24 protein-coding genes are annotated in these 24344 nt (G+C 42.3%); 15 read left to right on the top strand and 9 right to left on the bottom strand.

Features of this window, described 5'->3' with window-relative positions; genetic code table 11:
- Positions 1 to 105: 105 nt before the first annotated feature.
- The 4 genes from Q0064_RS04245 (at position 106) to smpB (ending at position 4288) form a co-directional block, all read left to right on the top strand.
- Positions 106 to 591, top strand: a complete 486-nt coding sequence (locus tag Q0064_RS04245; RefSeq protein ID WP_298144777.1) for a histidine phosphatase family protein — start codon at positions 106 to 108, stop codon at positions 589 to 591.
- A complete protein-coding gene (gene ppk1 / locus Q0064_RS04250; RefSeq protein ID WP_298144779.1) occupies positions 588 to 2693 on the top strand; it encodes a polyphosphate kinase 1 in 2106 nt (701 codons plus the stop codon). Before Q0064_RS04245 ends, ppk1 begins: the two co-directional genes overlap by 4 nt.
- Positions 2694 to 2702: 9 nt before the next feature.
- Positions 2703 to 3593 (top strand): rod shape-determining protein, encoded by an 891-nt coding sequence (locus Q0064_RS04255; protein WP_298144782.1) that lies wholly within the window; start codon positions 2703 to 2705, stop codon positions 3591 to 3593.
- 236 nt (positions 3594 to 3829) lie between these two features.
- Positions 3830 to 4288, top strand: coding sequence for an SsrA-binding protein SmpB (gene smpB, locus Q0064_RS04260; protein WP_298144785.1), 459 nt, complete (start codon positions 3830 to 3832; stop codon positions 4286 to 4288).
- Here the strand turns inward: smpB and Q0064_RS04265 are convergent.
- Positions 4278 to 5552 (bottom strand): Type 1 glutamine amidotransferase-like domain-containing protein, encoded by a 1275-nt coding sequence (locus Q0064_RS04265; protein WP_298144788.1) that lies wholly within the window; start codon positions 5550 to 5552, stop codon positions 4278 to 4280. The genes smpB and Q0064_RS04265 overlap by 11 nt on opposite strands.
- Positions 5552 to 6193 carry a protein-L-isoaspartate(D-aspartate) O-methyltransferase gene (locus Q0064_RS04270; RefSeq protein WP_298144791.1) on the bottom strand — a complete coding sequence of 214 codons (642 nt, stop codon included), beginning with the start codon at positions 6191 to 6193 and terminating at the stop codon, positions 5552 to 5554. The genes Q0064_RS04265 and Q0064_RS04270 overlap by 1 nt, the downstream gene beginning before the upstream one ends.
- A 316-nt stretch (positions 6194 to 6509) precedes the next feature.
- Between Q0064_RS04270 and truA the strand changes: the two genes are divergently transcribed.
- The 5 genes from truA to Q0064_RS04295 all read left to right on the top strand — a co-directional run bounded on the left by truA (position 6510) and on the right by Q0064_RS04295 (position 11414).
- A complete protein-coding gene (gene truA, locus Q0064_RS04275; RefSeq protein ID WP_298144849.1) occupies positions 6510 to 7292 on the top strand; it encodes a tRNA pseudouridine(38-40) synthase TruA in 783 nt (260 codons plus the stop codon).
- Positions 7282 to 9039: an ABC transporter ATP-binding protein gene (locus Q0064_RS04280; protein WP_298144794.1), complete on the top strand. Its 1758-nt coding sequence runs from the start codon at positions 7282 to 7284 to the stop codon at positions 9037 to 9039. The genes truA and Q0064_RS04280 overlap by 11 nt, the downstream gene beginning before the upstream one ends.
- A 57-nt stretch (positions 9040 to 9096) precedes the next feature.
- The gene (gene lpdA, locus Q0064_RS04285; protein ID WP_298144797.1) at positions 9097 to 10485 is read left to right on the top strand and encodes a dihydrolipoyl dehydrogenase; all 1389 of its coding nucleotides are present in this window, start codon (positions 9097 to 9099) and stop codon (positions 10483 to 10485) included.
- A gap of 534 nt (positions 10486 to 11019) precedes the next feature.
- The gene (locus Q0064_RS04290; RefSeq protein ID WP_298144800.1) at positions 11020 to 11250 is read left to right on the top strand and encodes a DUF892 family protein; all 231 of its coding nucleotides are present in this window, start codon (positions 11020 to 11022) and stop codon (positions 11248 to 11250) included.
- An 11-nt stretch (positions 11251 to 11261) separates the two neighbouring features.
- The gene (locus tag Q0064_RS04295) at positions 11262 to 11414 is read left to right on the top strand and encodes a lmo0937 family membrane protein (RefSeq protein WP_108721086.1); all 153 of its coding nucleotides are present in this window, start codon (positions 11262 to 11264) and stop codon (positions 11412 to 11414) included.
- 2 nt (positions 11415 to 11416) lie between these two features.
- On the opposite strand, the gene Q0064_RS04300 is transcribed toward Q0064_RS04295, so the two are convergent.
- The gene (locus Q0064_RS04300) at positions 11417 to 12544 is read right to left on the bottom strand and encodes a cysteine desulfurase family protein (RefSeq protein WP_298144808.1); all 1128 of its coding nucleotides are present in this window, start codon (positions 12542 to 12544) and stop codon (positions 11417 to 11419) included.
- Positions 12545 to 12633: 89 nt separating this feature from the next.
- Here Q0064_RS04300 and Q0064_RS04305 point away from each other — a divergent pair, with 89 nt between their 5' ends.
- Positions 12634 to 13605, top strand: a complete 972-nt coding sequence (locus Q0064_RS04305) for a hypothetical protein (protein ID WP_298144811.1) — start codon at positions 12634 to 12636, stop codon at positions 13603 to 13605.
- 16 nt (positions 13606 to 13621) lie between these two features.
- On the opposite strand, the gene Q0064_RS04310 is transcribed toward Q0064_RS04305, so the two are convergent.
- The 4 genes from Q0064_RS04310 to Q0064_RS04325 form a co-directional block, all read right to left on the bottom strand.
- Positions 13622 to 14176, bottom strand: coding sequence for a DNA mismatch repair protein MutS (locus Q0064_RS04310; RefSeq protein WP_298144814.1), 555 nt, complete (start codon positions 14174 to 14176; stop codon positions 13622 to 13624).
- Positions 14160 to 14327 carry a hypothetical protein gene (locus Q0064_RS04315; RefSeq protein ID WP_298144817.1) on the bottom strand — a complete coding sequence of 56 codons (168 nt, stop codon included), beginning with the start codon at positions 14325 to 14327 and terminating at the stop codon, positions 14160 to 14162. The genes Q0064_RS04310 and Q0064_RS04315 overlap by 17 nt, the downstream gene beginning before the upstream one ends.
- 320 nt (positions 14328 to 14647) lie before the next feature.
- Positions 14648 to 15889, bottom strand: a complete 1242-nt coding sequence (gene rocD / locus Q0064_RS04320; RefSeq protein ID WP_298144820.1) for an ornithine--oxo-acid transaminase — start codon at positions 15887 to 15889, stop codon at positions 14648 to 14650.
- Positions 15890 to 16018: 129 nt separating this feature from the next.
- Entirely contained in the window at positions 16019 to 17080 is a 1062-nt protein-coding gene (locus tag Q0064_RS04325) for a HAMP domain-containing sensor histidine kinase (protein ID WP_298144823.1), read from the bottom strand.
- A 126-nt stretch (positions 17081 to 17206) separates the two neighbouring features.
- Between Q0064_RS04325 and rlmD the strand changes: the two genes are divergently transcribed.
- From rlmD to Q0064_RS04340, 3 genes are read left to right on the top strand one after another with little or no spacing between them, the layout of a single operon-like run.
- Complete coding sequence (gene rlmD / locus Q0064_RS04330; RefSeq protein ID WP_298144827.1) at positions 17207 to 18625, top strand: 23S rRNA (uracil(1939)-C(5))-methyltransferase RlmD; 1419 nt, start codon at positions 17207 to 17209, stop codon at positions 18623 to 18625.
- A gap of 15 nt (positions 18626 to 18640) precedes the next feature.
- Positions 18641 to 19192 (top strand): DUF6452 family protein, encoded by a 552-nt coding sequence (locus Q0064_RS04335; RefSeq protein ID WP_298144830.1) that lies wholly within the window; start codon positions 18641 to 18643, stop codon positions 19190 to 19192.
- Positions 19164 to 19889 (top strand): DUF6048 family protein, encoded by a 726-nt coding sequence (locus Q0064_RS04340; RefSeq protein WP_298144833.1) that lies wholly within the window; start codon positions 19164 to 19166, stop codon positions 19887 to 19889. The genes Q0064_RS04335 and Q0064_RS04340 overlap by 29 nt, the downstream gene beginning before the upstream one ends.
- Positions 19890 to 19892: 3 nt before the next feature.
- Here the strand turns inward: Q0064_RS04340 and Q0064_RS04345 are convergent, their stop codons facing one another.
- Both Q0064_RS04345 and Q0064_RS04350 read right to left on the bottom strand, forming a co-directional pair.
- Positions 19893 to 20126: a hypothetical protein gene (locus Q0064_RS04345; RefSeq protein ID WP_298144836.1), complete on the bottom strand. Its 234-nt coding sequence runs from the start codon at positions 20124 to 20126 to the stop codon at positions 19893 to 19895.
- A complete protein-coding gene (locus Q0064_RS04350) occupies positions 20110 to 21288 on the bottom strand; it encodes a THUMP domain-containing protein (RefSeq protein ID WP_298144839.1) in 1179 nt (392 codons plus the stop codon). Before Q0064_RS04350 ends, Q0064_RS04345 begins: the two co-directional genes overlap by 17 nt.
- 78 nt (positions 21289 to 21366) lie before the next feature.
- On the opposite strand from Q0064_RS04350, the gene Q0064_RS04355 reads away from it, so the two are divergent.
- Positions 21367 to 22110 (top strand): class I SAM-dependent methyltransferase, encoded by a 744-nt coding sequence (locus Q0064_RS04355; RefSeq protein WP_298144841.1) that lies wholly within the window; start codon positions 21367 to 21369, stop codon positions 22108 to 22110.
- Positions 22107 to 22790 carry a ZIP family metal transporter gene (locus Q0064_RS04360; protein ID WP_298144844.1) on the top strand — a complete coding sequence of 228 codons (684 nt, stop codon included), beginning with the start codon at positions 22107 to 22109 and terminating at the stop codon, positions 22788 to 22790. The genes Q0064_RS04355 and Q0064_RS04360 overlap by 4 nt, the downstream gene beginning before the upstream one ends.
- Positions 22791 to 24344: the final 1554 nt, after the last annotated feature.

Consider the following 24344-nt stretch of genomic DNA (forward strand, 5'->3'; position numbering starts at 1 on the left):
TTTTGAGAAAATTACGATTCATCGATGAAAATCCACAGCGAATTTTAATCTTTCTTAACGCTCATCCCTACTCGATTTCATATCTTTAGCCGACAGCTTAAAGAGATGAGAAAACTGTATTTATTGCGGCATGCGAAAAGTAGCTACGAAGACGGACTGCCTGATTTTGAACGGCGTTTAGCTCCTCGTGGAATTGCCGATATTAAAGCCTTGAGCCCACATTTGTTCCGCATACTTCCCGACGATCTCACCATGTATTGTAGTCTGGCGAAAAGAACCCAACAAACCTTACAGTACTATTTGGATTACGCCGATATGAAGTGGACAAACGTGAACTACAAAAACAGTTTATACACCTTTAATGGCCGCGATCTCGAGAAAGTTATCCGCAGTTTTAACGACGACGGTAACGATGCCTTGGTAGTAGGACACAACGAAGCCCTAACCGAATTAGTTCAGAAATTCGATTCCAACTTCACCGAACATATTCCAACTTCAGGCTTTCTCGAATTAGAGCTCGACAAAGACTCTTGGGCTGAATTCACCAAAGTAAAAGTGACCTTAAAATTGTTTCCAAAAGATATCCGATGAACGACGTACAAAACCGATACATCGACCGCGAAAAAAGCTGGTTAGCCTTTAATGCGCGTGTGCTACAAGAAGCTGGAGATCAAAACGTTCCCCTACTCGACCGACTCCGATTTTTAGGTATTTTCTCCAACAATCTCGACGAATTTTTCAGAGTGCGCTATGCTGCCATTCGGCGTTTAAGCCTATCTGGAAAAACGGGCCATAAAATTCTCGGAGGCGTTGCCGCTAAAGATTTGCTGAAAGAAATTACAACAATTGTGATTCAACAGCAGTCGGAAAGCTTGCGCATACTCGACATCATCGAAAAAGAACTCGAGAAAGAAGGTATTTTCATGCTTAACGAAACGCAACTTTCACAAAGTCAGCAGATATTCATTCACGACTTTTTCATCCAAAAAGTTGCTCCAGCGCTCGTTACTGTAATCCTAAACGATCTCGCTGAATTTCCCGTCCTTAAAGACACGAGCGGATATCTTGCAGTAAAATTGGTCATGAAAGAACGCGGTAAAAGCATACTCGGTATCGTAACCGGTAAGCCCGAAGTACGCTACGCTATTATCGAAATTCCCAAAACCATCAACCGTTTTGTGGTACTGCCTGCCGAAGGTAACAAGCAATACATCATCATGCTCGACGATGTAATTCGCTATAATTTACACCACATTTTCAACATTTTCGATTACGAACGCGTTTCGGCTCACATGATTAAAATCACACGCGATGCGCAGCTCGAAATCGACTCCGACATGAGTAAAAGTATGATGGAGAAAATTGCACTCGGAGTGAAAGACCGCCGTATCGGCGAACCCGTACGTTTTGTGTACGATCAATCCATCGAAAAAGATACGCTGAAATTCTTCCTCGAGAAAATGCATATCGACTCGGAAGACAGCGTAATTCCAGGCGGACGTTACCACAACCGTCGAGATTATATGGATTTTCCGAATTTAGGTCGCTACGACTTACTTTACAAACCCATGCCCGGACTTCCCATTCCCGGTTTGAGTCTCGAAGGCAGTATTCTCGAACAAATCAGCCAACGCGATTACCTGCTTAACGCACCGTACCAAACCTTTTCGTACGTAATAAAATTCCTGCGCGAAGCCGCACTCGATCCGAAAGTAACCTGCATCAAAATTACTTTGTACCGACTCGCAAAAAATTCGCAAGTCATTTCTTCGCTCATCAACGCAGCGCGTAACGGAAAACGCGTCGTAGTACAAATTGAGTTGCAAGCGCGCTTCGATGAGGCAAGTAATATTTCGTATGCCGAGCAAATGCAAACCGAAGGCATCGAACTCATTTTCGGAATTCAAGGTTTAAAAGTGCATTCAAAAATTTGCATGATCGAACGTATCGAACACGGCAAATTGCGCCGCTATGGCCTCATTTCTACCGGAAATTTCAACGAAAGTACCGCCAAAATTTACACAGATGTGACCTTGTTCACTGCGCATCAACAAATTTTAAAAGACGTTTCCAAAATTTTCGAATTTTTCCACGTGAACTATCGTTTGTATCGTTACAAACACCTCATCGTTTCGCCACACCACACGCGTTCGCGCTTCAACAAACTCATCGACCGCGAAATCATGTATGCGCGTTTAGGTCGACCCGCTTTTATTAAATTGAAAATGAACAGCTTATCCGATCCAAAAATGATCGATAAACTGTACGATGCAAGCCGGGCAGGTGTAAAAATTCAGCTTCTAGTTCGCGGAATTTGCAGTTTGGTTCCGGGCGTGAAAGGCATGAGCGAAAACATTGAAGCTATTAGTATTGTCGATAACTTTCTGGAACACAGTCGTGTATACATCTTCTGTAACGACATGAATCAGGAAGTTTATATTTCGTCGGCCGATTTCATGACGCGAAACCTCGACATGCGTGTCGAAGTGAGTTGCCCAATTTACGACCAACAAGTTAAAGAAGAACTTATTGCGAGCTTCGATGTGGGTTGGAAAGGAAACGTAAAAGCGCGTTTACATGCCGAAAATCTCGCCAACAAATACCGTCCGCGCGGTACAAACCCTATGTTCCGAGCACAGTTCGAAACCTATAAATATTACGAAAGTCTGTTAGAATCCAATAATCATTTTTAAACCAGTCGGATGATTCATGTAAAACAATACGCTGCGATCGACGTAGGATCAAATGCCATGCGCTTGCTCATTGCCAACATCGTAGAAGAACACGGTAAGGAAACGCAATTCAGTAAATCATCGTTGGTGCGTGTGCCCATCCGACTCGGTCAAGAAGCCTTTACCGTGGGCGAAATCTCCGAAGAAAATATCGATCGAATGGTCGATGCCATGAAAGCCTACAAGCTCCTTATGAAAGTGCACCGCGTCGAAAAATACAAGGCATTCGCCACCTCGGCCATGCGCGAAGCTTATAACGGCTCGGAAATAGTTGAAATCATTAAAAAGAAAGCCGACATCAAACTCGAAATCATCGATGGAAAAAAGGAAGCAGCCATCATCGCGTCGACCGATTTGCACTTCCTACTTAAAACCGATCGCGCATTTTTGTATGTCGACGTAGGCGGCGGAAGCACCGAATTTTCGCTTTTTTCAGACGGTAAAATGGTCGCTTCAAAATCGTTTAAAGTGGGAACGGTGCGCTTAATCAACAACATGGTTTCGGAAATCGTTTGGCAAGAAGTCGAAAAATGGATTAAAACACATACTACTGATTTAGAGCAAGTTTCGCTAATTGGATCCGGCGGAAACATCAATAAATTGTTTAAAATGTCAGGCAAAACCCAAGAAAAGCCACTCTCCTACTTTTACCTCAACGCGCAAATGACAGAACTGAGCGCTTTAACATACGAGCAAAGGATTTACGAAAAAGGCTTAAATCCAGATCGCGCCGACGTAATTTTACCCGCCTTGAAAGTGTATCTAAATGCCATGAAATGGAGCGGCGCACGCAGTATTTACGTACCCAAAATTGGTCTCGCCGACGGCATCGTAAAAGCCATGTATTACGGAAGAATTTAAGTGAGTAGTATTTTTTGGGCAGCAATTCCCGCTTTCCATTACAATACAACCTAGCGTTGTCGGTTTCGGCTGTCTTTGCAACAGCTTCCGTTGGTCGCTGCTGCAAAAACGCCTGCACACACCACCGCCGCGGCCGTATTTTCATTGCAATCGGGGCTGCGGCAATCGTTACCAAAAAATTGTGTGCTTGTTAAACGTGTTGTTTTTCCTTCCGTATTCATACCTTTGCACTCGCTATGCAAAAGACTGTAAACATTCAAAACAAAAGAGCCCGATTCGATTTCGAACTTCTCGAAACCTACTCGGCAGGAATTGTCTTAACCGGAACCGAAATCAAATCGATTCGAGCCGGAAAAGCCACCATAACCGAAAGCTTTTGCGAATTTCATAACAACGAACTTTTTCTAATCAATTCGTACATTGAAGAATACACGTTCGGAAATCAATTTAACCACAAATCGCGCTCCGAACGCAAACTTCTGCTGCAAAAGCGTGAACTCCGCAGCTTATACAAAAGTGTGCAAACCAAAGGATTAACTATTGTTCCTTTACGCTTGTTCACCAACGAAAAAGGTCTGGCAAAACTCGATATTGCATTGGCGCGAGGTAAAAAGACCTACGACAAGCGCGAAACTTTAAAAGCTTCGGATACTAAACGCGACTTAGATCGCATCAAAAAAGCTTTCAATTCCTGAGGATTTTTCGGTAAAAGCGTACTCCCTCCCATTCATAGGAAAGCACGTAATAACCCGCAGGCATTCCGCTAAAATCAACCGATTGTACGAAAGCGTTTTTGCTGTCAAACAAGCATTTTCCGTCTAATCCAAAAATAGAAACATCGGAAACCACGCGATCAAAATGCAACCAATCGCGCACCGGATTTGGAGCAACGCCAATTTCAACATCAGCAATAACTTCCGGTTGCGCCAAAAAGCACTGCGGATTCACGGCATTAGTAACCGCTATACTGCCATTCACAACGCGCCAATTAAACCACGTTCCACCCGATCCGGAATTCCAGTCGTTTAAATTAAAGCTGTGAATGCCGTTTTGCGTGCCGGGAACGCGATATACTTTTAAAGCTTCTCCGTTTCTATTCCACGTAAGTGCGGTATTTGCCGTACATATTTCCGGAACAAATTCTTCCGTACAATTCGGTTGTACAAAAAAGGCGTACTCTTCGTAATTCGGAAAATCTCCAAAAACACGAGCCATTCCGTTTTCATCGATACAAACCGAAACATATTCGTTCGAGGCGATACCGAACTTTCGTTCCTGATTTTCCGATACCAATCGCGCTAAAAAAGCGGCTAAACGTCCGCGGCGATCCGGATTATCAAAATGCGTATCGGTGATTGTATTCGCTAAAATCGGAATCTGTAAAAAATCGTTCGAACCAATAGTAACATTCGGATGAAACGGATTCGAGGTCGCTTGCGCACTCGTAACCGAACCGTTTTGCGCTGAAAAATAATGTGCACCTAAAATAGCCATACCCGCGCTAGTGCCACCAATCGGAGCATTTTTTTCGTTGATGTGCGCATTTAAAAGCGTTTCCAACGCATTGTCTTTAAAAAACGAAACGTAATTAAACTGATCGCCACCGGCAATCCAAATGAGCTCTGCTTGAGCAACTTTATTCAACACATACGGATTCGTGGCGCCGGCAACACTCGTAATGACAAGTGTTTCTACCGAATTAACGTTCACACCCAAATCCGAATAAAAATAATCGTTATACCCGTCCGAACCCGAACTTCGCAACACCACCACGTCGCCGCCGTTAGCGCGTTGTAATAACCAGGTCATGGCATTGTCGTTTTCCGTTGCACCACCCATCAAGCAATAGCCCGCAAGCGGAACCGTTGTCACGTTTGTCGAATTACCAGTAAAGTAACTGGTGTAACCTTGTGCGTACACTTTAACACCAATAAACACAAACAACAGCCACTTTTTCATCAGGATTTATTTTCTAGCAGTGGAACAAAACGGAAATTCCCGAATTCGTGCTTCTCAAATCGCAATTCGGTTTGTCGAATATACAAGGTCATAATTTGATCGTTTACACCAACGGGAATTACCAATCGGCCACCAATTTTTAATTGCGACAGCAAGGCATTTGGAACCACGGGAGCACCCGCAGTTACTATAATTTTATCGAAAGGAGCAAACGTGGGTAGGCCTTTATACCCATCGCCAAACGATAAATGTTTCGGCCGAATGTGCAATTTGGGCAACAACAAAGACGTTTGCTTAAACAAATCGACCTGCCGCTCTACCGAATACACTTTTGCACCCATGGCGCACAAAACAGCGGTTTGATATCCAGAACCGGTACCGATTTCTAAAATCTTCTCTTCAGGTTTTACCTGCAACAACTGCGATTGGAACGCAACGGTGTAGGGTTGCGAAATCGTTTGTCCGGCCGCAATCGGAAAGGCTTTATCCTCGTAAGCAAAGTCTTCAAAACTCGAATTCAAAAAAAGATGTCGCGGAATCTTCAACATCGCCTCCAAAACTGTCTCGTCCGAAATTCCTTTAGTTCGAAGCAGTTCAATAAGTTGACGGCGTTTTCCTAAATGCTTAAGCGAATCGTTCACAGCTTTTGATTGTTTTTGGTAAATGTAGAAAACCTAACGGCTATTTGAAAATAATATCAAACTACTGTTTTTCAATAATCAGCAAAAAAGCAATTCTTCTAAAACAATGTTTATCAATACATTAATCCTGAAAATCCGCAAATCGAAAAATTATTCACAGTTTGAAATCGAAGCTTATTGCCATACGTTCAGCAAAATAGCGCATAAACATCTGAATCCATTTCTAACCGCTGTTAAAAATATCATATCGTATCTCGCTGCTTAATCAATTGGCTGAATATTCGTAAATTTGGCAATCATTTACAGCCCGACATACTTGCGCTATTTTATTTCATTTTCCTATTTCGGTAAGAACTACCACGGTTGGCAAATCCAGCCGAAATCGCCTTCGGTACAAGCTGAACTTACGCGCGCACTCGAAACATTGCTTCGAACCGAGATAAGCTTAACCGGCGCCGGCCGCACCGATACTGGAGTGCACGCCAAACAAATGTTTGCCCACTTCGATTTCCCTACGGCAATTCCAGTGGCAGAGCTGTGTTATAAAGTAAATGCCTTGCTAAGCGATTCCATTGCCGTTCACGATATTTTCGAAGTTCATCCGCGAGCGCACGCGCGTTTCGATGCGTTGTCGAGAACGTACGAGTATCACATACACACCAGTAAAAATCCGTTCTTAACCGATTTTAGTTTCTTTTTGAAGCGCATGCCAAAATTAGAGCTCATGAACGAGGCGGCGGCACTTCTGCTGCAACACACCGATTTTCAGTGCTTTTCAAAAACGAAAACCGAAGTTAATAACTTTAATTGTGCCATCACCAAAGCCGTTTGGACGCAAAATGGCGACAAGCTTGTATTTGAAATCACGGCAAATCGCTTTTTACGAAATATGGTTCGAGCAATCACCGGAACCTTACTCGATTTGGGATTTGAGCGCATGACACTAGCCGACTTTCAGCGTATTCTCGACTCGAAAAACAGAAGCGAAGCCGGTACTTCGGTACCCGCACATGGTTTGTATCTTACAGAAGTTGCTTACAACTTTGCGGAACTACAACCTACATCACACCTAAAAACTACAGCTACAAATGAAAGCTAAAGCCTTTGATACCAATGTATTCAAGCGGATTATGGTGTACACCAAGCCGTATAAATTTCGCTTTAACGGCGTTATTGTCTGGGCGTTATTGCTCTCGTTGTTTGCTGCCTTACGCCCGTATTTACTTAAAGAAACCGTAGATAATTACATACAATCAAAAGACGAAAGCGGTTTAGCTTTTTACTTGGGATTAATGGCCGTGGTTTTACTACTCGAAGTTGCAGCACAATTTTACTTTGTGTATTGGGCAAACTGGCTCGGACAGGATATCGTAAAAGACATTCGCGAAAAACTATTTAAACACTTACTCGGTTTTCGAATGAAATACTTCGACAACGCACCTGTCGGACAGTTAGTTACACGAACCGTTTCCGATATCGAAGCCATCGCAAAAATATTCAGTCAGGGTTTATTTATGATTATGAGCGATTTGTCGAAAATGATCGTCGTTCTCATCTTTATGTTTTTTATGAACTGGCAACTCACGCTGATCGTTTTTGTGGCGATGCCAATTTTGGTTTGGGTAACGCGAATTTTCCAAAAGAAAATGCAAGTAACCTTTGAAGTTGTTCGAACGCAAATAGCCGCTTTAAACACCTTCGTACAAGAACGAGTTACGGGCATGAAAATCGTTCAATTATTCACCCGCGAGCAAATCGAAGCCGAGAAATTCAGTGAAATAAACGACAAACACAACAAAGCGTGGATAAAAACGGTTTGGTATAACTCAATTTTCTTCCCGATAGCCGACATCATTTCATCGTTAACACTTGGTGCAGTGGTCGTGTACGGCGGACAACGCATGCTGGGCGGCGATCAGTTCACGACCTTCGGCGATTTGTCTTCATACACGATGTTTATCGGAATGCTATTCAATCCGCTGCGACAAATTGCCGATAAATTCAACGAGATGCAAATGGGTATGATTGCCGCCAATCGCGTGTTTGATATTCTAGATACTTCTGATGAAATTCAAGATGTTGGAACGATTCAGGCGCAACCTTTTGCTGGCAATATTACATTTGAAAACGTACAATTCAGCTATGTTGCAAACGAACCCGTAATTCGCGATTTGAATTTGGAAGTTCAAAGCGGACAAACAGTGGCCATCGTTGGTTCAACCGGCGCAGGAAAATCGACTATCATAAACTTATTGAATCGCTTTTACGAACTCGATTCCGGAAAAATAACCGTCGATAATCACAACATTAACGATTATACCATCGAATCGCTGCGCAAACAAATTGCTGTAGTCTTGCAAGATGTTTTCCTATTTGCCGATTCGCTGTACAACAACATTACCTTATTTAACGACGACATCAGTCGCGAGCGGGTTTTGCAAGCTGCGGAACAAATTGGTGTAGCCGATTTTATCGCGTCTTTACCCGGCGGATTAGATTATAATGTGAAAGAACGCGGTGTAATGCTCTCCTCTGGTCAGCGGCAACTTATTGCTTTCCTGCGTGCTTACGTTTCTAACCCAAGCATCTTAATTCTAGACGAAGCTACTTCCAGCATTGATACCTACTCGGAAGAATTAATACAACGCGCTACGGAGAAAATTACCAAAGATCGTACATCCATCGTTATCGCACACCGTTTAGCAACCATAGTTAATGCCGATATTATAGTAGTCATGCACAAAGGCAAGGTGGTAGAATCGGGAACGCACAGCGAATTACTGCTGCGTGAAAACGGATTTTACAAAAATCTATACGATGCACAATTTGATGTACAGAGCGCGTAAAACGAATTCGAAAATCACAATAAATCATTACTTTCGCATCAGCAAAAAAATATCAAAATGAAGTACGATATCATAGTAGTAGGAAGCGGTCCGGGTGGTTACGTAACCGCCATTCGCGCGTCACAACTCGGCTTTAAAACAGCCGTAATCGAGAAAGAAAGCCTCGGCGGAATTTGCTTGAATTGGGGTTGTATTCCAACCAAAGCATTATTGAAGTCGGCTCAGGTTTTCGACTACCTAAAGCACGCTTCCGATTACGGATTAACTATAAAAGAATTCGATAAAGATTTTAATGCTGTAATTGCGCGATCTCGTGGCGTTGCCGACGGAATGAGCAAAGGCATTCAGTTCTTGATGAAGAAGAATAAAATCGATGTCATCGATGGACACGGAACCGTAAAACCTGGCAAAAAAGTTTCGGTAAAATCGGCCGATGGAAAAGAAACCGAATACAGCGCCGACCACATTATTCTTGCAACTGGTGCACGAAGCCGCGAATTGCCAAACTTACCTCAAGATGGTGTTAAGGTAATTGGTTACCGTAAAGCAATGACGCTCGAGAAACAACCTAAATCGATGATTGTAGTTGGTTCTGGTGCTATTGGAGTTGAATTTGCACACTTCTATAACGCAATGGGAACTCAGGTTACCATCGTAGAATACATGCCTAACATTGTTCCGGTTGAAGATGAAGACATCTCAAAACAAATGGAACGCTCCATGAAAAAAGCAGGTGTAAATATTATGACCAATGCTTCAGTGGAGAAAATCGATACTTCAGGACCAGGCGTAAAAGCAACGGTAAAAACGGCTAAAGGCGAAGAAATTCTCGAAGCAGAGATTTTGTTATCGGCTGTTGGAATTAAATCGAATATCGAAAATATTGGTTTAGAAGCCGTTGGAATTAAAACTGAGAAGGATAAGATTTTAGTCGACGAATTTTACCGAACAAACGTTCCCGGTTATTACGCGATCGGCGATATTGTTCCAGGTCAAGCCTTGGCGCACGTAGCTTCAGCCGAAGGAATTATTTGTGTGGAAAAAATCAAAGGTTTACATGTTGAGCCAATTGATTACGGCAATATTCCGGGCTGTACGTATGCAACTCCAGAAATTGCTTCTGTAGGTTTAACTGAAAAACAAGCTCGCGAAAAAGGATACGAAATCAAAGTTGGAAAATTCCCGTTTTCAGCGAGCGGAAAAGCAAAAGCATCGGGCACACCAGATGGTTTTGTAAAAGTAATTTTCGATGCGAAATACGGCGAATGGTTAGGTTGCCACATGATTGGCGCCGGTGTAACCGACATGATTGCCGAGGCTGTAGTAGCGCGCAAGCTCGAAACTACAGGTCACGAAATCATCAAATCGGTTCACCCTCACCCAACGATGAGCGAAGCCATCATGGAAGCGGCTGCCGATGCCTACGGCGAGGTCATTCACTTGTAAAAAATCATTTTCAAATAATAAAAATCGCAGCAGTTTTGTTGCGATTTTTTTTTGCACTGCACCAAAACAAGATTTATAAGCGGCGCTCGTATTTATTGCTATTATCAGGAATTTCACGTATAAATCGAACGTAGCTTTTTTAGGTTCCGTTTTTGGTAAATTACTATAGCTGTTGCCTAAATGAATCTTTGTAAAGAAACGAGCTCTATGCGATCTCGAAGTAAACTACAGTGTATGCATCAAACGAATCACCCAAACCTGCTGATGTGTAAACAAAGAACCTGCAGCTTTCAAAAGACAAAACCCAAATTCTGTGCGTTGCTGTGTGCTTCCTAGCGTGCCTTGAATTTCAGTAGTTGAAAACAAAAATTGTCTTGTGAAAAACGCAGCGAAAAGTAATACTTCTTAAGTTTCACTGCATGTCAATAACAAAACTTTCGACGACGCGCCAAAAAGGCATTTGTAAAACAATCCGATAATTTCGTAAGAAATTTTTTACGAAAAAGAAGCTCCTTTGTATCAAAGAAGCGATCTATGGTTCCGGAACTACCTCAGCGAATCGATTATTTAGCAGAATTATGCGCGATTTACCGTCTTGAAAAGTTGGCACAAGCCGATTTGGAAGAAAAGATTTCGCAAAGTACCGACGAATTTCTAAAAGCCGCTTTGGAAAAACACTTGCAGTTTACCTACCTGCATTTAGAACGCATTCAACGCCTTTTCGCCGATCTAGAACTCAGCGATTTACTAGAAAATAACTTTTAAAACTACCCGTTATGAGCAACTTACTTTACACCGTAGCCGTTATCCTTGTGATACTTTGGGCACTGGGATTCTTTTTCGCCAACTTAGGATCGATTATTCACCTGCTGTTGGTCTTTGCTGTTATTGCTATTCTGTTTCGTCTAATTCGCGGACGAAGCGTATAGATTTACAGCTTTTGTAACTCGCTTACCAGCAAATCAATTTCTTCCCTAGTATTGTCGTGTGAAAAAGAAACGCGCAAATTAGGGAATTTGATTGTTTCATCGTCGAGCATTTCTGCAAGTACGTGCGAGGGTTTTGGACTGCCGCTCTGGCACGCGCTGCCGCGAGATATCGCAAATCCTTTCATGTCGAGCATAAACAACAACATCGACGCTTTTTCTTGCGAGATAGGTAAACCCACGTTTACTAAATTATAGAGCGTGTTTTCGTGTCCGTGAATGTGTGCACTATCGCCGTAGACTTCGCGCAGGCGGGCAATGAAATAGCTTTTTAATTCTGTGATGTGCGCTTTTTCTGCGTCGTGACGTTCGTAAGCGAGTTCTAATGCTTTTTGCATGCCAACGATGTTGTGAACAGATTCGGTCCCTGCGCGCAAACCTTTTTCTTGTTCGCCACCGAAAAATATTGGATTGGTTAACAAACCTTTGCGGAAGAAGGCAAAACCGATTCCTTTTGGACCGTGGAATTTGTGCGCAGATGCCGTGATGAAATCGACAGGAGTTTGCTGTAAATCGATTTTTAGTTTTCCGACCGATTGCACGGTATCGGAATGAAAGTACGCACCGTTTTCCTTTACGAGTTGTGCCACCTCATCGATAGGTAAAATGCAGCCTGTTTCATTGTTGATGTGCATCAACGAAACCAAAGTTGGCTTTTTATCCTGTAATAATTCGGCGAGTTGTTGGAGATTGATGTGTCCGTTTTTGTCGTTGTCTACAAACACGAGTTCAATTCCGTATTCTTGGGCAATTTCCTTAACCGCATAAAAAACGGCGTGGTGCTCCATTTTACTGGAGATGATTCGCTGCAGCTTTAGATCGCGTACCGCCGAACGAATAATCCAGTTGTTAGCCTCGGTTGCACCAGAAGTAAAAATTATTTCATTAGCTGTACAGCCGAGTAAATTCGCAATTGATTTCCGTGCCAGTTCAATGGAACTTTTAGCGGAGCGTCCGTAGGCATGAGTGGAAGAAGGATTGCCGAAATCGTTTCGAAGCGATTCTACAATAGCATCAATAACTTCAGGACGTAATGCAGTAGTAGCTGCATTGTCGAAATATATTTTATTCATGTGTCAAATGTAAAAATAAGTCTGCTGCTGCACAAACGCCGCCCGTCTGAAAGCATAAAAATCTTACCTTTGCGCCGAATTCTATGAACATGAAGAAAGTACTTTTTGTCTTGTTGCTAGCAGCCTCGTTTTTAGGTTGCGATGATGGTAACGTTTCGGTAGAAGCATTCGATTTTGAAACTGCTACTACTCGCGAATGTGGTGAAGGAACCGATGATTTTTTTATCTATAAAATTAACGGCAGAGAAGTTCTTATCATCGAATTGAACGAAACGATTTTTCCGAATCGAATCACTACATCCGACAATCCGATCGTATTACAAATACCAACTGCCGCCCAAGTAACGTACCGACTATACGACGGCGAGGTTACTGAATCAACCTTATGTTCGGTTGTTCCACCCGCGCAACCTCAGGTTTTGGAAGAGTGGACCGCAACCGGTGGAACACTTGAGATTACTACCGGTGTTGTGAATCCGACAACGACCACAGGTTCTACTATTATTACAGGTTTTAGCCACAATTTGATCTTTAGAGATATCGTATTTGATCGTGGAAATGGCATTACGCAACGCAATGAAACCATACTGTTTGGCAGTTATGTAAGAAGCAACATTTATCGCCCAACTACATTCGAAAATATTGATATTCAATCGTGTACAGCAAATAATTTACTATTCAAAAGTTCAGGCTTACAGTTACTCGCTTTGAATTTAAGTCAGGAAACGTATAACAGTTTGATTGTAAACCAAGCAACTACGACTGGTAATCCGCGTACTGCTTTACTGGATGACAACGATCAAGTATTTTTTAATGTGCATCGAACAAATTTGAATGCCGATTTGATTTGCAATAACAATCTACCAACAATCGAAAAGTCGTACATTTCGGAAAGTGGAATCGCCAATCAATCGGGAATAATAACGGTGGAAACGACGGAAACTGCCGGAATTTTCACTCACACAATTCGCTTTCGACGCGTAATTTTAAAAGACACCGAGCAAGCGTTAAATTTTACGTTTGGCGACAACTATTTGTTCGGCGAGTTGCAAACCAACTAAACGCAGGTAATTTTCGTTAATTGTTCTGTTTGAAATACAGTTCACTGGCGCCTTGTCCGTACAATTGGTAACTGGCTTCGCTTACAATAATTTGGTCGTATTTTCGGTATAGATATTCCAACTCCGTTTTTAGCACGCCCGCTCCTACTCCATGGATCAGTACTATTTTGGGAATCCGATTTTTAATTGCGAATTCGATATGTCGCTGTGCTGTTTCGAGTTGTAAGTTAAGAATATCGAAATTGCTCATTCCTTTATGAGATTGTACAATTTTTTCGATGTGTAAATCGAATGAGGGTGTGGCACGCACTTTATCTTTAAACGGAGATTTTTTTACATTTTGAGGAACATCCTTGATTGATTTAGCGAGTCGAATGTCTTGATAACTTACGGCTATTTTGGTTTCACCGATTTTAATTAGCTCGTTCGGTTGGTATTTAATTAGAAAGCCGTCGGTTGATTCGATCGTGATGGAATCGGTATCGATGGCCATGATGACACCTTCAACGGCATCGTCGAGTACTTGAACGCGATCGCCGGTTTTGAACGAATGCTTAGTCGTTTGCTTCATCTTTTTTTGGTGTATTGAAAAGCGGCATCATACCAAATACGAATACGAGCACAGCCGGAATTACAATCAGCAAATTTGGCTTTGCCTCGGATTGTTCGTATAGGGCTACACCAATAGCTAAGAACGAAATGATTATACGTGCTATTTTCATGATTCAAAAGTACGAGAAGTTTAGAACTGCCTTTTGTTTTTATTATTTTTTTTAGACAATTGGAGTTGCGATTAGAAGGTTTTACACTTCTTGTTTCGAAGTTCTCTGCGTTAGGTGGCGGCGTGGAAATAAGCACAGCTGGTGTGCTCGCTTGCTGTTTTTTGGGTGGCGACCGAAGGAAGCCGACCAAAATACTAGCAAACGGCACGGCAGCAAAGCTTATTGCAACAAGCAACCGACGGCGCCACTACGCGACTGCGAAGCAAACCACTGCGCCGGAACGCCCAAAAAAAATCGGCTATAAAACCGATTCTTATTACTTATTCAAATTCTTGCAATGTTGTTGTGATGATGCCCACACATTCGAGCAGCTGTTCTTCGGTCATCACCAAAGGTGGCGCAAAGCGAATGATGTTTCCGTGAGTTGGCTTGGCTAGCAATCCGTTTTCGGCCATACGCACGCAGATATTCCATGCGGTATCGCTCTCCTCCGTGTCGTTAATTACAATGGCGTTAAGCAAACCTTTTCCGCGAACCAAGCTAGCGATATTGGATTTCTCGACGTATTTACCAATTTCTCGACGGAAAATTTCGCCTAAACGCGCAGCATTTTGAGCCAAATGTTCATCGCGCACGACCTCGAGCGCCGCTACGGCAACTGCTGCTGCCAACGGATTTCCACCAAAAGTCGAGCCGTGCTGTCCGGGTTTAATGACGTTCATGATTTCGTTATCGGCTAAAACGGCACTTACTGGATAAACGCCGCCTGAAACAGCTTTTCCAAGTACGAGTATATCCGCTTTAACTCCTTCGTGACAAACGGCCAGTAACTGTCCGGTTCGGGCAATTCCGGTTTGAACTTCGTCGGCAATAAAAAGAACGTTGTGTTTTTGGCAAAGTGCTTTCGTTGCGGCTAGATAACCGGCATCGGGCACATAAACGCCGGCTTCGCCTTGTATGGGTTCCACTAAAAATCCGGCAACATTCGGATTGTTTGCTAATGCATTTTCAAGCGCAGCTGCGTCGTTATAAGGAATTCGGATAAAGCCTTCGGTATATGGACCAAAATTTTTTCGTGCGTTGGTGTCGCCTGAAAAAGAAATTATAGTGGTTGTTCGACCGTGGAAGTTACCGTCGCACACAATAATTTGTGCGGAATTTTCGGGTAATTTCTTTACTTCGTAGGCCCACTTGCGACAAATTTTCAAGGCAGTTTCCACGGCTTCGGCGCCCGTATTCATCGGCAGAACTTTGTCGTAACCGAAATATTCAGTGATAAACTTTTCGTAGGCACCGAGTTTATCGTTATAAAAAGCACGCGATGTTAAGGTGAGCGTTTGCGCCTGATTGACTAATGCGCTAATAATTTTTGGATGGCAATGTCCTTGATTAACCGCAGAATACGCCGAAAGGAAGTCGAAATACTTTTTCCCATCGACATCCCAAACAAAAACGCCTTCGCCGCGACTGAGAACTACAGGTAATGGATGGTAATTGTGTGCGCCGTGGCGATCTTCGATATCGATGAAATGTTGAGTACTTGATTGTTCCAATACGTTCATAACCGCAGTTTTAAAAAATTCTTGAAATGTGACTGTAAAAATAGAAAATGCCTTTGTAACGGCGTCACGAAATTGCGAATTTAATAATTGTACGCGCTACGAAGCGACATGGGTTGAAAAACGACCCGCTTAGCGAACTCGGTAGGTTCTGAGCGAAAAACTGAAAGTAGCGCCTTGGTTTTCGCCGTTGCTGCGCGTTTCGATATCACTTCCCGCTTTCTTCATAATTTGTTTGGCGAGATACAAACTAATGCCGGAAGAGGATTCGTTTTCCGTTCCGCGTCGAATAAGTGGCGAAAACTTATCGAATAGTGTTTGCGCTTGTTTGTCGTTAAAGCCAATTCCAGTATCGGCAACGCTTACTGTAAAATGATGATTTTGTTTAGAGAACGAAACGGTAACGGTTCCGTTTTTTGGGGTGTATTTGATGGCGTTATCGACCAAAGCGCGAAGTACAAATTGCAAGGCATCGCGATCCATTCTAATGTGTCCGGAGACCGATTCGCCGGAGAAAACCAAACTTACATTCTTTTCGGCTGATTTGTTCGCGAAAACTGTTCGTAGATCGCTTACTAATGCTGCGCCACTTACTGATTTAACTTTATATGTGAGTTTTGATAATTTTTCTTCTTCTTGGATTAGCGTAACAAAGCTGGCTAGAAACTGTTTTTGTCGCTGTGCGGTTTGCAGAATTAATTCCGCAGAATGTTTTATGCTTGGACTCGGATTAGATTCGATAATTTCTGTTGCCAGCAATTCGGGATTCAGTGCAAAATTTCTCAAATCGTGCGAGAACAAATGCATCAAATCTTGCTTTTGGCGGAGCAATTCTTCATTGTTTCGCATCGCATCAAGGGTGTGATTTATTAGCTGGCCGACTTCATCATCGGTATTGACATCAATGGCAGCGATACTCCTATCTTTTTTATAGCGGTTAATAGCATCAACCAGCTTTTTAATCGGGCGCACTAGACCATTTAAAACATACAAAGTTATAGCAGTTGCTAACAACGTACAAATCAAACAGATGACTAGTGCCGTTGTTGGATTAAATTCATCGTGCTTTAAGGCTAGATAATATGTTAATCCCAAAATAGGAATATGTATTCCCATGAATGCAACGAATAAGAACTTTCGTGCGTATCCGTTTTTGATAAAAGGCAGTCGTGATAAGGTTTCGTAAAGTCTCATAAAACGATTCAAGTTTGTAAAAGTGGCGGAATTCTTTGTTGTATAATTATCGGATTTGTACGATTTTTTCTACATGGATTTTGGAGTATATACGATAAAAATTAAGGAAAGGTTTACCTTTGCCGCATGGGAAGAAAACGTAACTCAGATAAGAAACTTTTCGAGAAAATAACTATTCAGGATGCCGGTGCTAAAGGCGTGTGCGTGGCGAAAGCACCCGACGGTCGGGTTATATTTATTCCGAATGTGGTTCCGGGCGATGTAGTAGATGTTCAGATTTATAAGAAAAAGAACAGTTACTACGAAGGTAAAGCTGTTGCCTTTCATGAATATTCGAGTGATCGCGTGGAGCCGGCCTGCAAACATTTTGGTGTTTGTGGCGGTTGCAAATGGCAAAACATGAGTTACGAAAAACAGTTGGATTACAAATTCAATGAAGTTAAAAACCACTTGGAGCGTATTGGTAAGATTAACTTGCCCGAATTTGAAACTATTTTAGGTTCCGAAAAACGCTACTTCTACCGTAATAAAATGGAATTTGGTTTCTCAAACAGCCGCTGGCTTTCGCCTGAGGAAATGCAATCGGATACGGTTTTCAACGATCGGAACGCGCTTGGATTTCATATTCCAAAAATGTGGGATAAAATTCTCAACATAACTGATTGTCAGCTGCAAGCCGATCCGTCGAACGCCATTCGAAATGGATTACGCGCTTACGCAGATGAGAACGGACTTGCATTTTACGATCCGAGAAATCGCGCTGGTTTATTGCGAACGCTGATGATTCGCACCTCCTCGATTGGTGAAATTATGGTTTTGGTACAGTTTTTTGAAAACGACAAAAACGGTATTGCACAAGTAATGACGTACTTGCAAACCAGTTTCGGTGAAATCACTTCGTTACTTTATGTCGTAAACGAAAAAGCAAACGACACCATTTACGACCAAGATATTTTGGTTTGGTCGGGTCGCGAGTACATCGTAGAAGAAATGGAAGGCTTGCAGTTTCGCATAAATGCTAAGTCGTTTTACCAAACTAACAGCGAACAAGCGTACGAATTGTACAAAGTTACGCGCGATTTTGCTGGGCTAACCGGAGAAGAAATCGTGTACGACCTGTATACCGGAACTGGAACCATTGCCCAATTTGTTTCCCAAAAAGCAAAAAAAGTAGTGGGAGTTGAAGCTGTTCCTGCCGCCATTGCCGATGCGAAGTTGAACGCCGCAAACAATAAAATAGACAATTGCGCGTTTTATGCCGGCGATATGAAAGATATTTTTACCGACAATTTTATTGCGCAAAACGGCAAACCCGATGTAATTATAACCGACCCGCCTCGCGATGGCATGCACAAAGATGTTGTGGCTCAGATTTTAAAAGTAGCTCCGCAGAAAGTGGTATACGTAAGCTGTAATTCGGCTACGCAAGCCCGAGATTTAGCACTTTTAGATGAGAGATATGAAGTAGTACGCGTAAAACCAGTTGATATGTTTCCGCAAACACATCACGTAGAAAATGTTGTACTTTTATCGCTCAAAAATTAGTCTTTACAAGCCTTCATGAAAAAGTTACTCCTCTTTTGCCTTATGGTTTTATCGTTAAGCTCTTGTGAGAAGGACGACATTTGCGATCCTGGGCAATCTACAACGCCGCGGTTAATGATTGAATTTTACGATACAAACAATCCGGCGGTACTTAAAAACCTGACTAATTTATATGTTATTGGCGAAGGTCAAGAAGAAGCTTTAGTATTGAATGAGAGTATCCCAATAGATTCGCCGGTTGCGGAACAACGCTTTTTATCGAACGGGAACAGAATCGGTCTTCCGCTCAATACCGAAGCCGACCAAGTCGTTTATAACCTAACGTTGAATTACAACAGTCCGAATGAAGATTTAATTTTTGAAGACCAAATTGTAATCAACTACAGCCGACTAAATGCGTATGTATCGAGAGCTTGCGGATATAAAACCACTTATAAATTAAATCCGCCAACTAATCCGTTGGCACCAATCACAGTTACTAGTGGTAATGTGTGGATCAACAGTATTGAAATTTTACAATCAGACATCGAAACCGAAAATGAAATCCACGTTAAAATATATTTCTAGTTTTTTCCTGCTCTTTTCGATGCTGGGTTGGTCGCAAACTACCGATTCGCTACCTAAATTCAAGGATCGCTATGGCTTGCGCGTGGGCATCGATTTACACCGCTTAACGCGAAGTCTTTATGATAAGGACTACCAAGGTATTGAATTTACTGGCGACTTTCGGTTATCGAAAAGGTATTTCGCTGCCGCGGAAATCGGTACCGAAAAGCGAGATACGCGCGAACCACAGATTAACGCTACAACGCGCGGCCAGTACCTCAAAATAGGTTTCGATTACAACACGCATCAAAACTGGTTACAGCTCGAAAACATGGTAAATGTCGGATTGCGCTACGGCTTTAGTACCTTTTCGCAAACGCTTAATAGTTATAAAATTTACAACCCTAATCCGTATTTTGGAAATGGGGATTTTATTGATGTAAATCGCGACTACAATGGGCTAACAGCGCACTGGATTGAAACGGTTGCCGGCATTAAAGCACAAGTGTTCACGAATGTCTTCGTAGGCTTTAGCTTTCGACTGAACATCATGATACAAGAGAAAGACCCAAACGGATTCGAAAACCTGTACATTCCTGGTTATAATCGTACCTACAACGACCGCTTTGGCGTTGGCTTCAACTATACCGTAAGCTATTTCTTACCGCTGTATAAGAAAGATAAAGGCGTTTCTGCCGAGAAAAAGAAAAAGAAATAACAACTATTTTATTTCTTTTACTTCCTTTAGAAAAAGCCACGAAACAAACAAACGTTCGCCTTGCGAGGTTTTTACAGCTTGAAATTTAGGTGCTAAAATTGTGGCCACTACTGCCGAGGTAACTGCTTTCCAAATAGGTTCTAGATCGGAAAACTCGCCTAAAATAACACGGCAAATTATAAAGAAGAAAGCAAAAGATATGGCCTGAAAAACAAAGGCTTTAGTTGATTTTTTCATCGGAATTTTGATTGAATTTTAAACGTTTACTTCCACTGTACATTTGGTAATTCACCAATCGGCTTTCCAAATTAGCATTAAACAATTTGATTTTTCGCGACGGTTTCAACCCAACAAATTTCAAGGCTTCTAAATTCGCCGTAATAAACCAGGCTGAAGTATTGGCGTAGTGCTGCTTGAGCGTATCACCGAGCTCGCGATAAAAACGCTCCAAATCGATATCTAAACGTTCGCCGTAGGGCGGATTAAATAACATAAATAAAGGCTCGTCGGTTCCTTTCTCCGTTTCAAAGAAGTTTAAGTGCTTTATAGAAATGTATTCCGAAAGATTGGCTTGCTTTACGTTTTCGGTAGCTTTAGCCACTGCACTTGGCGCTTTATCAAAACCGATCATCGAAAAATCAAAATCGACAACCTTTTTCATCAACGATTCCAAAACGGTTTCGAATAGTTCAAAATCCCAATCACGCCACTTTTCAAAGGCAAATTCTTTTCGATTGAGGTTTGCCGGAATATTACACGCAATCATCGCTGCCTCAATCAGTATAGTGCCACTTCCACACATCGGATCGAGAAAATCGGATTGTCCGCGCCAGCCTGCATGCAACAACATACCTGCGGCCAAAACTTCATTGATGGGCGCTATGTTAGTAGCTGTACGATAGCCGCGTTGGTGTAATGATGCACCCGAAGAATCTAATGAAACCGTTACCGTTTCGCGGTCGATGTGTACATTAATGCGCAAATCGGGGAAACGCTTTTCAACACTTGGGCGTGCGCCTTGACGTTCGCGAAACTGGTCCACAATAGCGTCTTTGGTTTTTTGTGCAACAAATTCTGAATGCTTGAAAAAGTCGGAATGTACTGTCGCGTCGATCACAAAACTCGATTCTACACGTAAAAACTCCGACCAATCGATTTTTTGAATCCCTTCATACAGCATTTTTTCGTTAAGCGCACGGAACGATCTGATTGGTTTCAGAATTTTCAAAGCCGTACGCAAGGCGAGATTGGCTTTGTACATAAAACCTTTATCGCCCACAAAACTAACGGCTCGCGTGCCCGATTCTACTTGCTGTGCTCCTAAATTACGTAGTTCGGCTTCCAGCAAAGGCTCGAATCCAAAGAACGTTTTGGCAATCATTTTAAAATTATCTGACATGTACGAAGGTGTAATTCGACTTATTTTCGTCAAAAAAACCTTGCAAAAATAACGTAAATTTGCACCAAAATAAGCGGAATGACCAACAATACGGTTCCAGAAGATACCCATTGGTACGCTTCGTGGTTCGATACCCCCTACTACCACATTCTTTATAAAGATCGCGATTATAAGGAGGCGCGACTCTTTATCGACAATATAACGGCATACCTAAATTTACCTGAGCATGCTGAAATACTCGATTTGGCGTGTGGAAAAGGACGACATTCTCGTTATTTGAATCAGTTGGGATACCGCGTGGTTGGCGCCGATTTATCGCACAACAGCATTGATGAAGCAAAAGCTTATGAAAACGATTCGCTGCAATTTGTTGTACACGACATGCGTGAACCGTTCGACCGCCAATTCGATGCAATTTTCAACCTGTTTACCAGTTTTGGTTACTTCGAAAACGACAACGATAACCTGAAAACGCTCGAAGCCATTCGCGATTCGCTTAACGAATACGGATTTGGCGTCATCGATTTTATGAATGTCGATTTTGTGATTCCGCACTTAGTTCCCGAAGAAGAGAAAGAAGTTGATGGCATTTCGTTTCACATTAAGCGTTTTGAAATCGACGGGTATATTTATAAGGAAATTCGCTTTGAAGATCAAGGAAAACAATATGCGTTTACCGAAAAAGTTAAGGCGCTTCGATTAGCCGATTTCGAACAACTTATGGAACAGGCGGGCATTCATTTGCTCGATGTTTTTGGCGATTACAAACTTAGAAAGTACCATCCGCAAAGCAGCGAACGCTTGATACTCTTATTTAAATGACAGCATTACTGATTCCTTTTTTTTCTGTAGTTCTCGGGCTGATAATCGGATTTCTATACAAACCAAAAAAGAAAACCGGACTAAAACTGTTGCTTGCTTTTAGCGGCGCTTTTCTGCTTTCGCTCACGGTTTTGCACTTACTTCCGGAGATTTACAGTCGTTCGTATGAGTCGGAATATTCGACCATTGGTTTGTTAATTATGTCTGGAATTTTACTGCAAATCATCTTGGAGTATTTTTCTAAAGGCGCTGAGCACGGGCATGTTCACGGAGGCAAATCAATGACTCGTGTTCCGCTCATTTTAGCAGTTTCGTTGGGTATTCACGCACTTATCGAGGGTATTCCGGTGGCCGCCGAATCGGAATTGGCCTGGGGAATTGCCGTACACCACTTGCCAATCGCCGTTATTTTAACGCAATTTTTCCGACAAGCCCATTTATCGAACACTGTGGTTATCCTTTTCATGTTGGGATTTGCCGTTGCAACGCCGTTGGGAACGTTTTTAGCGTCGAATTTGCAGCAAATACAGTCGCTACAGCACTATTTTTCGGCGGTTGTCGTGGGAATTTTGTTCCATATTTCGTCGACAATAATCTTTGAAACATCTGAAAATCACAAGTTTAATTTCGCAAAACTACTGGCGATTATTTTAGGAATTGTTTTCGGGTATATCTTGTAAGGAGTATAAATTGGGGGTTCCGGCAGCGGCGTCCCTCCTACTCCCTAGTGCCAGACTGCCGTCGGGCCATTCGCTGCCCCAGATAGCTATGAGGATGCCAATTGTCAACCGACGCTCGTGGCAGGATTTTCGCTGCTGTCCCTAACCCGTAAAATGGTGGGGAATTTCGAAAGTTGTCATAGTTTGAATAAAACTCACCTGTTATATAACTTGTTCCCATTTACGAAATACTACTTTTAATGCATAGTGTCGTGTAGTAGCATCAGATAAAAAGCTAGTACTACAACTTAATTAACAGTTTATCGGTAGTTAACATACCATCGACGCTCTACATGACGCAGGCGCAAAAGATTCGTGGGTTTGAGCCAGAACATAAAACGTTCAATGCCAAACTTCGCGATTTAAATGGCACTCGGAACTATTCCGATCGCTAATGGGACTATCCCGAAACGTATCGGAACTAACTTCTCAAAAGTGAAACGCTAAGTGACAAACTAATTGACGTCTTAATACTCAATACTTCAATTTTAATACTTCCTAGAAAATATGCGGAAAACCCGTAATGGTATGTCGATTTTTTTTCAAAACTTCGCCTCGATGGGGGCGGGCGGGATGGGGAGCGATTCCCACGTACGAAAATCCCAGAAATAAATTTTACGGAAAAACCGTATTTTTTATAAAATTTCGAGATTGAAAGATTGAAAGATTGAAAGATTGAAAAAAGGAACGATTTCCCCTTTGCGAACTTTGCGTAGATCTTTGCGAACTTTGCGGTTAGCCTTCGACAAGCTCAGGCACCAACCTTCGATGGGCTCAGGCGTTGAGGGAGCACAATGTTTCACTAAGTGTTTCACAATGGGACACAATGTTTTTCCTTCGACAAGCTCACGTACCAGCTTTTATAGCGCATTGAAAACACCGAATTTCACAGATTATCTCGAAATATAGAACTGTTGAGGAAAACACAGAACGTGTCAAGCCACCAAAAAATCGCACCAGCCTTAGTCAGGCTCAGGCAACGACGATTCGTGGGTTTGGTTGGGCAAAGTGATACGTAAAGTATTGAACATCAAGAAGTCTTAATACTTAATACTCTAATCTTAATACCTACTCAAAAATATGCGGAAAACCCGTAATCGTATGCCGATTTTTTTTCAAAACTTCGCCTCGATGGGGGCGGGCGGGATGGGGAGCGATTCCCACGCACGAAAATCCCAGAAATAAATTTTACGGAAAAACCGCATTTTTGATAGAATTTTGAGATTTCGAAATTTCGAGATGAAAAAGATTTGAGGAGCACAATGTTTCACTAAGTGTTTCACAATGGGACACTACGCTGTCTTCGACAAGCTCAGGCATCGGCAATACGTGGGTTTGGCCGGGAAGATGATACGTTAAATGGTGAACTAATCGAAGTCTTAATACTTGATAATTATGTCAATGCCTGAAATACGTTGACCACATTTATTAATTTAATATCGATTAAAAATGGCAACAAGGGCTCAATTCAAAATGACTACAGAGGAGCGGCGCGCACGTCGATTTAGTGACAAT

Origin of the sequence: Flavobacterium sp., assembly GCF_027490375.1 — a bacterium.
Taxonomy (GTDB): Bacteria; Bacteroidota; Bacteroidia; order Flavobacteriales; family Flavobacteriaceae; genus Flavobacterium.

Excerpts from the sequence above, each read along its gene's own strand:
- Q0064_RS04345 (WP_298144836.1), bottom strand. The coding sequence starts at position 20,126 with ATGAAAAAATCAACTAAAGCCTTTGTTTTTCAGGCCATATCTTTTGCT.
- rlmD (WP_298144827.1), top strand. The coding sequence starts at position 17,207 with ATGGGAAGAAAACGTAACTCAGATAAGAAACTTTTCGAGAAAATAACT.
- Q0064_RS04265 (WP_298144788.1), bottom strand. The coding sequence starts at position 5,552 with ATGAAAAAGTGGCTGTTGTTTGTGTTTATTGGTGTTAAAGTGTACGCA.
- lpdA (WP_298144797.1), top strand. The coding sequence starts at position 9,097 with ATGAAGTACGATATCATAGTAGTAGGAAGCGGTCCGGGTGGTTACGTA.
- Q0064_RS04280 (WP_298144794.1), top strand. The coding sequence starts at position 7,282 with ATGAAAGCTAAAGCCTTTGATACCAATGTATTCAAGCGGATTATGGTG.
- Q0064_RS04360 (WP_298144844.1), top strand. The coding sequence starts at position 22,107 with ATGACAGCATTACTGATTCCTTTTTTTTCTGTAGTTCTCGGGCTGATA.
- Q0064_RS04295 (WP_108721086.1), top strand. The coding sequence starts at position 11,262 with ATGAGCAACTTACTTTACACCGTAGCCGTTATCCTTGTGATACTTTGG.
- Q0064_RS04315 (WP_298144817.1), bottom strand. The coding sequence starts at position 14,327 with ATGAAAATAGCACGTATAATCATTTCGTTCTTAGCTATTGGTGTAGCC.
- Q0064_RS04325 (WP_298144823.1), bottom strand. The coding sequence starts at position 17,080 with ATGAGACTTTACGAAACCTTATCACGACTGCCTTTTATCAAAAACGGA.
- Q0064_RS04310 (WP_298144814.1), bottom strand. The coding sequence starts at position 14,176 with ATGAAGCAAACGACTAAGCATTCGTTCAAAACCGGCGATCGCGTTCAA.
- Q0064_RS04335 (WP_298144830.1), top strand. The coding sequence starts at position 18,641 with ATGAAAAAGTTACTCCTCTTTTGCCTTATGGTTTTATCGTTAAGCTCT.
- smpB (WP_298144785.1), top strand. The coding sequence starts at position 3,830 with ATGCAAAAGACTGTAAACATTCAAAACAAAAGAGCCCGATTCGATTTC.
- Q0064_RS04340 (WP_298144833.1), top strand. The coding sequence starts at position 19,164 with ATGAAATCCACGTTAAAATATATTTCTAGTTTTTTCCTGCTCTTTTCG.
- Q0064_RS04300 (WP_298144808.1), bottom strand. The coding sequence starts at position 12,544 with ATGAATAAAATATATTTCGACAATGCAGCTACTACTGCATTACGTCCT.
- Q0064_RS04255 (WP_298144782.1), top strand. The coding sequence starts at position 2,703 with ATGATTCATGTAAAACAATACGCTGCGATCGACGTAGGATCAAATGCC.
- Q0064_RS04290 (WP_298144800.1), top strand. The coding sequence starts at position 11,020 with ATGGTTCCGGAACTACCTCAGCGAATCGATTATTTAGCAGAATTATGC.
- Q0064_RS04245 (WP_298144777.1), top strand. The coding sequence starts at position 106 with ATGAGAAAACTGTATTTATTGCGGCATGCGAAAAGTAGCTACGAAGAC.
- Q0064_RS04350 (WP_298144839.1), bottom strand. The coding sequence starts at position 21,288 with ATGTCAGATAATTTTAAAATGATTGCCAAAACGTTCTTTGGATTCGAG.
- ppk1 (WP_298144779.1), top strand. The coding sequence starts at position 588 with ATGAACGACGTACAAAACCGATACATCGACCGCGAAAAAAGCTGGTTA.
- Q0064_RS04355 (WP_298144841.1), top strand. The coding sequence starts at position 21,367 with ATGACCAACAATACGGTTCCAGAAGATACCCATTGGTACGCTTCGTGG.
- Q0064_RS04305 (WP_298144811.1), top strand. The coding sequence starts at position 12,634 with ATGAAGAAAGTACTTTTTGTCTTGTTGCTAGCAGCCTCGTTTTTAGGT.
- rocD (WP_298144820.1), bottom strand. The coding sequence starts at position 15,889 with ATGAACGTATTGGAACAATCAAGTACTCAACATTTCATCGATATCGAA.